Below are 10,964 nucleotides of genomic sequence, written 5' to 3' on the forward strand. Positions count from 1 at the left end.
CTCGTAGGACACCGCGAAGGCGTCCCGGATGTCCTCGACCGCGATTTCCTTGGCCTGCTTGGCCTCCTGCAGGAATGCCACGGTGGCCTGCTCGGGCAGCAGCAGCGCGGCGGCGAAGTAGTTCGTGGCCACGCGCTGCATCAGGAAATCGCCGTAGTTGTTCGGCGTCTGGTGGCCCAGGACGTAATGGCCCAGCGCCTGCAGCAGCACCGAACGGGGGTCGTGATCGCTGCGGGCGTTCTGCGTGAGATAAATTCGGCGGTTCTTAAGATCAGTCACCGAACGCGTGGAATGAGGGAGATCACCCACATGGTGGAGGCTGAATCCGAGATGCCCGGCGATGTCCGAAATGACGTGGTGGGATAGCGGACCGCTGGTGTGGCCCACCGAGGCCAGGACCTTCTGCGCCTCGGCCTCATACTCGGGGAAATAGTTGTTCCTCTCGCGCATCATCGCGCGCAGTTCACCGTTCGCGCGGCGGGCCTCCTCCGGCGTCGCGACCTGCTCATTGAGCCGGCGTTCAAGCTCATGCTGCAGGCCCACCATGGACTCCAGCACATCCATCGGAAGCCGCGAACTGATGCGGATCTTGGGCAGGTTCAGGGACTCATAGATGGGGCTGCGCTGGTACCGTTCCAGCTCGATCTCCAGCGCCGCACGCCGGTTGGGCGGCTCCGCGCCGAGCAGTTCGTCGATGCTCACCCCGAGTGCGGCCGCCAGCTGCTGGAGCAGACCAAGCTTGGGCTCGCGTTTGCCGTTTTCCATCAGGCTCAGCTGGCTGGGGGCCGTCCCGACGGCGGCACTCAGGTCATCGAGCGTGAGCCCTGCCGCCTTGCGCAGATGCCGGACGCGCCGGCCCAGGCTGATGACATCCACCTCCGGCGCTGCGGGCGCGGACGACGCAAGGGCTTGGCGGTTCCAGCTGGTTGAGTGCATTTCTTGAGAATACGCGAAGAAGTGCATTTCTTTCCATAGCTTTGGTCTAGAAACCCCTTGGAAAGTGCAGAAAAGTAGAACTCACGGAAAGATTCACTATCCGGGAACAACCAGCCAGGATCTGCAGAGACGCAGACTGACCGGCCCCGGACCCACCAAGGAGACAAAGATGACTGCAGCATTTGAGCCCACCCAGCAGACGCCCGAGCAGCAGGCCGCCGCACTGGAGCTCGAGTGGGCCGCCAACCCCCGCTGGGAAGGTGTGACCCGGGACTACAAGGCCTCCGACGTCGTCCGCCTCCGCGGCCGCGTCTCCGAAGAACACACCCTCGCCCGGCGCGGCTCCGAAAAGCTGTGGAAGCAGCTCACCGAGGAGCACAAGACCGGCGGCTACACCAACGCCCTCGGCGCCCTGACCGGCAACCAGGCCGTGCAGCAGGTCAAGGCCGGCCTCCGCGCCATCTACCTCTCCGGCTGGCAGGTCGCCGCGGACGGCAACCTCGCGGGGCAGACGTACCCCGACCAGAGCCTGTACCCCGCCAACTCGGTGCCCGCCGTGGTCCGCCGCATCAACAACGCGCTGCTCCGTCAGGACCAGATCGAGCGCGCCGAGGGCGAGATCACGCAGGACTGGCTCGCCCCGATCGTCGCCGACGCCGAGGCCGGCTTCGGCGGACCGCTGAACGCGTTCGAGCTGGCGCAGTCGCTCATCCAGGCGGGGGCCGCCGGCATCCACTGGGAGGACCAGCTCGCGAGCGAGAAGAAGTGCGGCCACCTCGGCGGCAAGGTGCTCGTCCCCACGCAGCAGCACATCCGCACGCTCAACGCCGCGCGGCTCGCCGCCGACGTCGCGGGGGTGCCCACCGTCATCATCGCCCGCACCGACGCACTCGCCGCCGACCTGCTCACGAGCGACGTCGACGAGCGCGACGCGGAGTTCCTCACCGGCGAGCGCACGAGCGAGGGCTTCTACCGGGTGCGCCCGGGTCTGGATGCCGTCATCGCCCGCGGCCTCGCGTTCGCCCCTTACGCCGACCTGATCTGGGTCGAGACGGGAGAGCCCGACATCGAGCTCGCCCGCGCCTTCGCCGAGGCGATCCACGCCCGCTACCCGGGCAAGCTCCTCGCCTACAACTGCTCGCCGAGCTTCAACTGGAAGCGCCACCTCGACGACGCGCAGATCGCGACGTTCCAGGCCGACCTGGCCGCCCTGGGGTACGCGTTCCAGTTCATCACCCTCGCGGGTTTCCACGCCGTGAACCACTCCATGTTCGACCTCGCCCGCGGCTACGCCGAACGCGCCATGAGCGCGTACGTCGAGCTGCAGGAGGCCGAGTTCGCCGCCGAGGCCGTCGGCTACACCGCCACCAAGCACCAGCGCGAGGCGGGCACCGGCTACTTCGACGTCGTCTCCACCGCGCTCAACCCCGACAGCGCCACGCTCGCCCTCGCCGGTTCCACCGAGACCGCGCAATTCCACTGACCTCACCGCCCCACGGCGGCTCCCAGAAAGCCACAATCATGACCCTCATCGGCTCACCGCCCACCACCGACGACCGACGGATGCCGGAGCCCTCGGCATCCACTCCCGCTCCGCACCTGCGGATCGAACGCCCCCTCGAGGGACGCGACGGCGAGATCCTCACCCCCGCCGCCCTCGCCTTCCTCACCGAGCTGCACGACCGTTTCGGCCGTCGACGCCACGACCGGCTCGCCGCGCGCCTGCGCGGACGCTTCGAGATCGGCAACGGCGAAGACCCGCACTTCCGCGCCGAGACCGCGCACATCCGTGAGGACCCGGCGTGGCGCGTGGCCGGCGCCGGCCCCGGCCTCGAGGACCGCCGCGTCGAGATCACCGGCCCCACCGACCCCAAGATGACGATCAACGCGCTCAACTCCGGCGCCCGCGTCTGGCTGGCCGATCAGGAGGATGCCACCTCCCCCACGTGGCGCAACGTCATCGGCGGCCAGGTGTCGCTGTTCGACGCGATCCGCGGGCAGCTGAGCTACACCAGCCCCGAGGGCAAGGAGTACCGCGTCACCGCCGAGCGCACGCCCACGATCGTGATGCGCCCGCGCGGCTGGCACCTGCCCGAGAAGCACATCACCGTCATCGACCGCGCGGGCCGCGAGCTGCCGGCATCCGGTTCCCTCGTGGACTACGGCCTGTACGTCTTCCACAACGCCCACGCGCTGATCGCCGCGGGCCGCGGACCGTACTTCTACCTGCCGAAGATCGAGTCCGCCGATGAGGCCCGACTGTGGGACGACGTCTTCTCGTTCACCGAGGAGCGGCTGGGTTTGGCGCACGGCACGATCCGCGCGACGGTGCTCATCGAGACGCTGCCCGCCGCGTTCGAGATGGAGGAGATCCTCTTCGCGCTGCGTGACCACTGCGCGGGCCTCAATGCCGGCCGGTGGGACTACATCTTCTCGATCATCAAGACCTACCGCGGTCGCGGCGCCCGGTTCGTGCTGCCCGACCGGAGCGAAGTGACGATGACGGTGCCGTTCATGCGGGCGTACACCGAACTGCTGGTGCGCACCTGCCACAAGCGCGGCGCCTACGCGATCGGCGGGATGAGCGCGTTCATCCCCAACCGCCGCAAGCCCGAAGTGACCGAGGCGGCGTTCGAGAAGGTCGCCGCCGACAAGCGCCGCGAGGCCGGCGACGGCTTCGACGGCACGTGGGTGGCCCACCCCGACCTCATCCCGGTGGCCCGGGCCGAGTTCGACGCGGTGCTCGGCAACGGCATCAACCAGCTGCACCGCACCCGCGACGAGGTGTCGGTCGAGGCCGGTCAGCTGCTCGACCTGAGGATCGGGCTCCCCATCACGGCCGCCGGCGTGCGCGGGAACGTCGCGGTGGCGATCCGGTACATCGAGGCGTGGCTGCGGGGCCTCGGAGCCGTCGCGATCGACGACCTCATGGAGGATGCCGCGACCGCCGAGATCTCGCGCTCGCAGATCTGGCAGTGGATCCACCAGGACCGCTCCACCGACGACGGCACGCTCATCACGCGCGAGTACGTCGAGTCGCTGCTGGACGAGGTGCTCGCCGAGGCGGCCGGGTTCGAGGGCGACCGCTTCGACGACGCCGCCGAGGTGTTCCGCGAGGTGGCGCTGCGCGAGGAGTTCCCGGCGTTCCTGACGCTGCCCGCGTACGCGAAGTACCTCGACTGATCGCCGGCGGAAGGGCCCGGGCCGTGTGCTCCGGCCCTTCCGCGCGTCTGCCGGGTGTGCGGGCCTACTCGCGGCCGGGGTCGAGCGGCGCGAAGCGGCGCAGGCTTGCGCGCGACGTGAGCCGCGAGGCCGCCAGCGAACCGGCGACGGCGAGGAAGATCGGCAGCAGCAGGTCGAAACCGGTCGCGGTGAACTCGATCACGAGCACGATCGCCGTCAGCGGGGCGCGCATGGTGGATGCCAGGAACGCCGCCGCCGCGACGATCGCGAGAGCGGTTCCGTCGGCCCCGGGCCACACGTACGCCCAGCCTGCGGCCGCGGCTGCGCCGAGCGCCGCGCCGATCGCGACCGAGGGCTGCAGGGTGCCGCCGACGGCACCGGAACCGAGCGAGACGACCGTGGCGACGTACTTCAGCAGCGCGAGCAACAGCAGCATCAGGGCGGGCTGAGAAAGGTCGAAGCCGGCCGTGGCGAGCGCGCGGCCGTTGCCGAGGATGAGCGGGAAGGCCGCGCCGAGCGCGCCGACGGCGGTGAAGGCGACCGGCAGCGCGACCAGGAGCTTCCACCCGGTCGGGCGGAACGCTGCCAGGCGCGCGGTCACGGTCGAGAAACTCGTCGCCGCCCACCCCAGGAGCGGTCCGAGGAGGATCGCGGCGACCAGGAGCGACGGGCTCACCTCCACCGGGGACACCTGGTAGAGGGACACGTCCCCGACCAGCGGGCGCGCCACGATCGTCGCGATCGCGCTGACGGTCAGGGCGACGACCGCGGCGCCGACGCTGAACTGCGCCAGCAGGATCTCGATCGCGAAGACCGCACCCCCGAGCGGGACGTTGTAGACGCCCGCGAGACCCGCGCCCGCCGCCGCGGCGATGAGGATGCGCCCCCATCTCGCGTCGAGGCGGAACCAGCGCACGATCTTCGAGCCCGCCATCGAGGCGAGCTCGCGAGGGGCGACCTCTTTGCCGATCGAGGCGCCGAGGGCGACCGAGCCGACCTGGATGACGGTGTCGGCCAGGGTCTCCCACCACGGCATGTGCGCCCCGGCGACCCCCTGCTCGACGCTGGCGATGCGTCGCCCGAAACGGCGCAGCAGGTACCACCCGAGCGCCGCGACGACACCGGCGCCGCCGACGGTGACGATCGGGAGCCACCACACGCGGGGGGATGCCAAGCCGTCGAGGAACGGCCCTTCTTCGTGCCCCCACACGAGGTGCTCGATGGTGTGCACGATCCAGACCAGCAGCAGCACCGCCAGTCCTGTCGCGACGCCGACGATCAGGGTCGCGAGCCCGAGGCGGAACAGGACTCCGAGTCCGCGGCGATGCGCGCGCGTGCGCTCGGGGGCGGGGGCTGTCACGTCGCCACGCTAACGCACCGTGCGGGAGCGTCCGGACACGCGCTAGCGTGACCGCATGAGCTCCCCCTCGGCGGCAGAACGGCGCGCGACCGACTCGCTCGGCATCGTCGCCGTGATCCTCGCGGCCTTCGTGCTGCTGCCCGTCCTGATGATCTTCCTCATCGGCCTCACCCCCGGGATGAACGCGATCTGGTGGCTCGGGATCGTCCTGCTGCCGATCATGGCCTTCCTGGGGATCGTCGCCCTCGTCATCGGTGTGGTCGGCATCGTGCGGCGGGTGCGCCAGCACCGCACCCCGGTCCTGTCGATCGTCGGCGCGGGGCTCGGGCTGCTGCTCGTCCTTCCGGGCGTGTGGGTGCTCGTCAGCACCACCCTGTGAGTCACGGCCTCGGCGCCCACGGCATCCCGGGCGCGCCGAGTAGGCTCTGTGCCGTGACCGACCGCGCACCGCTCTCCCGCAAGCTCTCCGCCATCGCCGAATCCGCGACCCTGAAGGTCGATGCCAAGGCGAAGGCCCTGAAGGCCGCCGGCCGCCCCGTCATCTCGTATGCGGCCGGTGAGCCCGACTTCGCCACTCCCTCGTTCATCGTGGATGCCGCCGCCGAAGCGCTGCAGAACCCCGCGAACTACCGCTACACCCCCGCCGCCGGACTCCCGGTGCTGCGCGAGGCGATCGCGGCGAAGACGCTGCGCGACTCGGGGCTCGAGGTCGCCCCGTCGCAGGTGATCGTCACCAACGGCGGCAAGCAGGCGGTGTACCAGGCGTTCCAGACGGTGGTGAACCCCGGCGACGAGGTGCTGCTTCCCGCGCCGTACTGGACGACCTACCCCGAGGCGATCGCCCTCGCCGACGGCATCCCCGTCGAGGTCTTCGCCGGCGCCGACCAGGACTACAAGGTCACCGTCGCGCAGCTCGAGGCGGCCCGCACCGACAAGACGACCGTGCTGGTGTTCGTCTCGCCCTCGAACCCCACCGGTTCGGTGTACACCCCCGAAGAGACGGCCGAGATCGGCCGGTGGGCCCTCGAGCACGGCATCTCGGTCATCACCGACGAGATCTACCAGAACCTCACGTACGAGGGCGTCCGCGCCGTCTCGATCGTCGAGGCCGTGCCCGAGCTCGCAGGCCAGACGATCCTGGTCAACGGGGTCGCGAAGACGTACGCGATGACCGGGTGGCGCGTGGGCTGGATGGCCGGACCGGCGGATGCCATGAAGCTCGCGGGGAACCTCCAGTCGCACCTGTCCAGCAACGTCAACAACATCGCGCAGATCGCCGCCGCGGCAGCCCTGAACGGGCCGCAGGACGAGGCGGAGCGGTTCCGACAGGCCTTCGACCGCCGCCGCCGTCTCATCGTGTCGGAGCTGGCGAAGATCGACGGCGTCGAGGTGCCGAACCCCCTCGGGGCGTTCTACGTCTACCCCGACGTGCGGGGCCTGCTGGGCCGTGAGTGGGAGGGCGTCACGCCGACGACCTCGCTCGAGCTGGCCGACCTCATCCTCGAGAAGGCCGAGGTCGCGGTGGTGCCGGGCGAGGCGTTCGGCCCGAGCGGCTACCTGCGCCTGTCGTACGCCCTCGGCGACGCCGAGCTCCTGGAGGGCATCCAGCGCCTCCAGCGCCTCTTCTCCTAAGGCGTGAGTCGCGTGAGGGGTCAATTTCTGTCGCTTCGGAGCGCCGCAAGCGACAGAAATTGACCCCTCACGCGGGGCCTGTGGAGACGCGCGGCGCACGGCACGCCGGGAGCGACAGGATGAAGGATGCCTTCGTCGCCCCCGTCCCGCGCGCCCTCTCCGGCGTTCACGATCACTGAAGCCGAGGCGGCGGGGCTCTCGCCCAGCACGCTGCGATCCGCGGCGTGGAGTTCGCCGTTCCGCGGGATGAGAGTGGTCCCGGGAAGCCATGACGAACGCCAGCGCGTCGGCGCGCTTCTCCGGGCACTGCCCGACCTTGCATTCTGCTGCGGGCCGACGTCCGCCGTTCTTCAGGGCCTCCCGCTGCCCTGGACGTTGGCGGCGAGCGCCATGGACACGCCTGTCGTGGGCATGCCGCGAGCACACGTCCGCATCCGCCGACCGGGTGTGATCGGTCGGCGTCTCGACGTGCGGGACGAGGATGTCATCGAGGTCGACGGCATCCGATGTTCTTCTCCGCTTCGCACGTGGGCGGAGTTGGCCGAGCGCCTTTCCGCGGCAGAGCTGACCGCGCTCACCGATCACCTCCTCGCACGGCGGCGACCGCTGTGCACCCGAGAAGAACTGGAGGTGATGCATCGACGGTTCATCGGAGGTCGAGGATCGAAAGTCAGGCGACTCGCCATCGATCTGTCCGTGGACGGGTCGGAGTCGCCGAAGGAGTCGGAGCTGAGGGTCCTGCTCGTGATGGCGGGACTTCCCGCCCCGGAGTGCAACGTCGAGATCTTCGATGGGCACCGATTCGTGGCGCGCGTCGACCTGCTCTACCGCCACGCGCGTCTCGTCATCGAGTACGACGGCGATTACCACCGCGACGCACGACAGTGGAGCAGAGATCAGTCTCGCCGCGCGGAACTGGAGTCCTTGGGGTACCGGGTCACGGTGGTGACGGCCCGGGACTTCGACGCCCCTGAGTCGCTGCTGACCCGCATCCGCCGCCTGCTCGCGCACGCGTGAGGGGTCAATTTCTGTCGCTTCGGAGCGCCGCAAGCGACAGAAATTGACCCCTCACGCGCGAGAGCAGGGCTAAAGCTCGACGTTTACCAGGACCGGCTCGGGCTGCAACAACAGACCGAACTCGGACTGGACGCGCTGCTGGACGAACCGGGCGAGCTCGGCGATCTCGGCGGCGGTGGCCTCGCCGCGGTTGGTCAGGGCCAGCGTGTGCTTGGTCGACAGCCCCGCGCGCGATCGCGGGAAGCGGAAGCCCCGCGACAGACCCGCGTTCTCGATGAGCCACGCCGAGCTGACCTTCACCTCGCGCTGCTCGATCACCGGGGGCGGGACGACACCGGCGAACGCCGCGAGCGGGATCACGGTCATCGGATCGCCGATCGGCGACATCGGCCACCGGGGGCACTCAGCCGGAAGGGTGCGGGCGAACGCCTCGGAGACGATCGCGTTCTGGAAGAACGACCCCGCGCTCCACGTGTCGGGGTCTTCGTCGTCGAGGACCATGCCCTTCCGCGCACGCGTCGCGAGCACGTGCTCGCGGATCCATCGCAACGACACCGCGGCATCGGCATCCAGGCCCAGGGCGCCCCGCAGCTGCGCACCCGGAACCGGTCGGTCACCGTCGCCGACCCGCTCGAGTTCCAGAGTGACCGAGACGATCACGGCGGGGCGTTCGGCCACCGACCCGTAGTGGTGTTTCAGCACCGACGTGCGGAATCCCAGCCCCAGATCGGATGCCGAGACCGTCGACAGCTCGCCGGTGGACTCGTCGAGCAGTTCGACCTCGACGAGGGTCTGCACGATCTCCTGGCCGTACGCGCCGACGTTCTGCACGGGAGCGGCGCCGACCGTGCCGGGGATGCCCGACATGGCCTCGATGCCCGCGAGACCGCGCGCGACCGTCTCTGCGGCCAGGGCATCCCAGTCGTGACCGGCCTGCACTCGCAAGCGGACGGTGTCCGGACGCGAGCCGGGGAGCTCGTCGATCCCCGAGGTGCGGACGCGGATCACGGTCCCCTCGAACGGCTCGTCACCGACGAAGAGGTTCGACCCGCCGCCGACCACGAGCCACGGCTCACCGGTGGCCCAGACCTCGCGCAGCGTCTGCACGAGTTCGACGGAGGTCGTCGCCTCCACCACGCGCGCGGGGAGTCCCCCGGTGCGCAGGGTGGTGAGCTGCGAGAGCGGAACGGGTGCGACCTCGGGCATCAGGACAGCCGCACGCGCACCTGCGCCTTGCCGAGGACGGTCGTCCCCGCGTGCGTCACGGTGAGGTCGATGCGGGCGGACTCGTCGTCGACGGCGCCGACCTTGCCGCTGACGTGGAGGTCGGCCCCGGCCTCGGGGTCGACGACGACGGGGCGCGTGAAGCGGACGCCGTACTCGAGGATGCGGCCGGTGTCGCCGAGGGCCTCGGCGAGAGTGCCGACCGCGATGCCCATCGTGAGCATGCCGTGCGCGAGGACGCCCGGGAGCCCCACGGCTGCGGCGACGTCGTCGCGGTAGTGGATGGGATTGAAGTCGCCCGACGCACCCGCGTAGCGCACGAGAGCCTCGCGGGTCAGGTGCACGGAACGCTCGGCGACGACGTCTCCGACGGTGAACCCGCTCATGCGCCCGCCTCCCCCGCCAGCAGGACGCTGATCGTCGTCACGACGTGGGCGCCGTCGGCATCCACGATCTCGGCCTCGCTCGTGATCATCGCGTTCCCCCCGAGCGTGCGGATGCCGGTGACCGCGAGCGTCGCGGTCAGCTCGTCGCCGGCGACGATCGGCCGGGAGTAGCGGAAGCGCTGCTCGGCGTGGACGAGGCGCGACAGCTCGATCCCCGAATCGGGGTCACCCAGCAGCTGCTGCAGCGTGAGGTCTTGAACGACCATCGCGAACGTCGGCGGTGCGACGACGTCGGCGTATCCGAGCGCGCGGGCGGCCTCGGGGTCGGAGTGCTGAGGGGCGTCGGCGAAGACGGCGCGGGCGAACTCGCGCACCTTCTCGCGGCCAACGAGGTACGGCGCGGTCGGCGGGAAGGCACGGCCGACCAGTTCGGGGTTCACGGGCACCCGGCAAGTCTACGGCGCGCCGCCGCGACCGCTCAGCGCTGGTGGCGGCCGCGCACCGCCTTGACCGCCATCTGGGCGGCGATGAACACGAGGAAGATCGAGAACAGCACGTTGCCGACGAAGGGGTCGACGATCTTGGCGAGCGACGCGCCCAGGGCCGTCGTCGTGCAGGCGGCGATCCCGACGCACGCGGCGGCGCGCAGGTCGACGTTGGAGCGGCGGAGGTTGCCGACGGTTCCCGAGACGGCGGTCGGGATCATCATGAGCAGCGACGTGCCGCGCGCGATCAGGTCGCTCGTGCCGAACAGCAGCAGGAGCGCCGGGACGACGATGATGCCGCCGCCCACGCCGAGCAGCCCCGCCAGGATGCCGGTCACGATACCGAGCGCCAGGAGGCCGGGGCCGGTGGCCCAGGTCAGCTCCAGCTCGGCGTCGCGCGAGGGGATCACGAAGTACAGGCTGACGATGACGCCGACGAGGAACACCACGAACGCCCACCGCAAAGCCGTCTGGGAGATCTTCGGCAGCAGCCAGGTGCCGATCTGCGCCCCGCCCACCGCGCCGGCGGCGAGGATGAGCGCCGGGATCCAGGCGACGTGGCCGTCGATCGCGTACGTGATGACGCCGACCGAGGCGGTGGGCACGATCGCCGCGAGCGAGGTGCCGGCGGCGAAGCGCTGGTCGAAGCCGAGGAGCAGGACCAGCAGCGGGACGATGACCGTCCCCCCTCCGACGCCGAACAGGCCCGACATGAGCCCGGCGAGCAGCCCCACTCCGATG

General features: G+C 70.2%; 11 protein-coding genes. 5 read left to right on the forward strand and 6 right to left on the reverse strand.

What is annotated here, in order from left to right; translation table 11 throughout:
- On the reverse strand, window positions 1–963 hold a 963-nt coding region (locus LQV45_RS10585; RefSeq protein WP_230006978.1), incomplete at its 3' end, for a helix-turn-helix domain-containing protein.
- Between the two features lie 142 nt (window positions 964–1,105).
- On the opposite strand from LQV45_RS10585, the gene aceA reads away from it, so the two are divergent.
- Window positions 1,106–2,419 (forward strand): isocitrate lyase, encoded by a 1,314-nt coding sequence (gene aceA, locus LQV45_RS10590; RefSeq protein WP_230006979.1) that lies wholly within the window; start codon window positions 1,106–1,108, stop codon window positions 2,417–2,419.
- 80 nt (window positions 2,420–2,499) lie between these two features.
- Window positions 2,500–4,119 carry a malate synthase A gene (gene aceB / locus LQV45_RS10595; RefSeq protein WP_374208184.1) on the forward strand — a complete coding sequence of 540 codons (1,620 nt, stop codon included), beginning with the start codon at window positions 2,500–2,502 and terminating at the stop codon, window positions 4,117–4,119.
- Between the two features lie 64 nt (window positions 4,120–4,183).
- Here aceB and LQV45_RS10600 read toward each other — a convergent pair whose 3' ends face one another.
- Window positions 4,184–5,479 carry a chloride channel protein gene (locus LQV45_RS10600; protein ID WP_230006981.1) on the reverse strand — a complete coding sequence of 432 codons (1,296 nt, stop codon included), beginning with the start codon at window positions 5,477–5,479 and terminating at the stop codon, window positions 4,184–4,186.
- A gap of 55 nt (window positions 5,480–5,534) precedes the next feature.
- On the opposite strand from LQV45_RS10600, the gene LQV45_RS10605 reads away from it, so the two are divergent.
- The 3 genes from LQV45_RS10605 (at window position 5,535) to LQV45_RS10615 (ending at window position 8,128) form a co-directional block, all read left to right on the forward strand.
- Window positions 5,535–5,858, forward strand: a complete 324-nt coding sequence (locus LQV45_RS10605; RefSeq protein ID WP_230006982.1) for a hypothetical protein — start codon at window positions 5,535–5,537, stop codon at window positions 5,856–5,858.
- A gap of 53 nt (window positions 5,859–5,911) precedes the next feature.
- On the forward strand, window positions 5,912–7,111 hold the full coding sequence (locus tag LQV45_RS10610; protein ID WP_230006983.1) for a pyridoxal phosphate-dependent aminotransferase: 1,200 nt from the start codon (window positions 5,912–5,914) through the stop codon (window positions 7,109–7,111).
- 126 nt (window positions 7,112–7,237) lie between these two features.
- The gene (locus LQV45_RS10615) at window positions 7,238–8,128 is read left to right on the forward strand and encodes an endonuclease domain-containing protein (protein ID WP_230006984.1); all 891 of its coding nucleotides are present in this window, start codon (window positions 7,238–7,240) and stop codon (window positions 8,126–8,128) included.
- Window positions 8,129–8,197: 69 nt separating this feature from the next.
- Here LQV45_RS10615 and LQV45_RS10620 read toward each other — a convergent pair whose 3' ends face one another.
- Genes LQV45_RS10620 through LQV45_RS10635 form a run of 4 tightly spaced genes read right to left on the reverse strand, consistent with a single transcriptional unit; the run spans window position 8,198 to window position 10,963 of the window.
- Complete coding sequence (locus tag LQV45_RS10620) at window positions 8,198–9,334, reverse strand: UDP-N-acetylmuramate dehydrogenase (protein ID WP_230006985.1); 1,137 nt, start codon at window positions 9,332–9,334, stop codon at window positions 8,198–8,200.
- Window positions 9,334–9,738 (reverse strand): MaoC/PaaZ C-terminal domain-containing protein, encoded by a 405-nt coding sequence (locus tag LQV45_RS10625; protein ID WP_230006986.1) that lies wholly within the window; start codon window positions 9,736–9,738, stop codon window positions 9,334–9,336. Before LQV45_RS10625 ends, LQV45_RS10620 begins: the two co-directional genes overlap by 1 nt.
- The gene (locus LQV45_RS10630) at window positions 9,735–10,184 is read right to left on the reverse strand and encodes a MaoC family dehydratase N-terminal domain-containing protein (RefSeq protein ID WP_138177771.1); all 450 of its coding nucleotides are present in this window, start codon (window positions 10,182–10,184) and stop codon (window positions 9,735–9,737) included. Before LQV45_RS10630 ends, LQV45_RS10625 begins: the two co-directional genes overlap by 4 nt.
- Window positions 10,185–10,216: 32 nt before the next feature.
- On the reverse strand, window positions 10,217–10,963 hold the full coding sequence (locus LQV45_RS10635) for a sulfite exporter TauE/SafE family protein (RefSeq protein WP_230006987.1): 747 nt from the start codon (window positions 10,961–10,963) through the stop codon (window positions 10,217–10,219).
- Window position 10,964: the final 1 nt, after the last annotated feature.

The organism is Microbacterium sp. Bi128 (assembly GCF_918698205.1).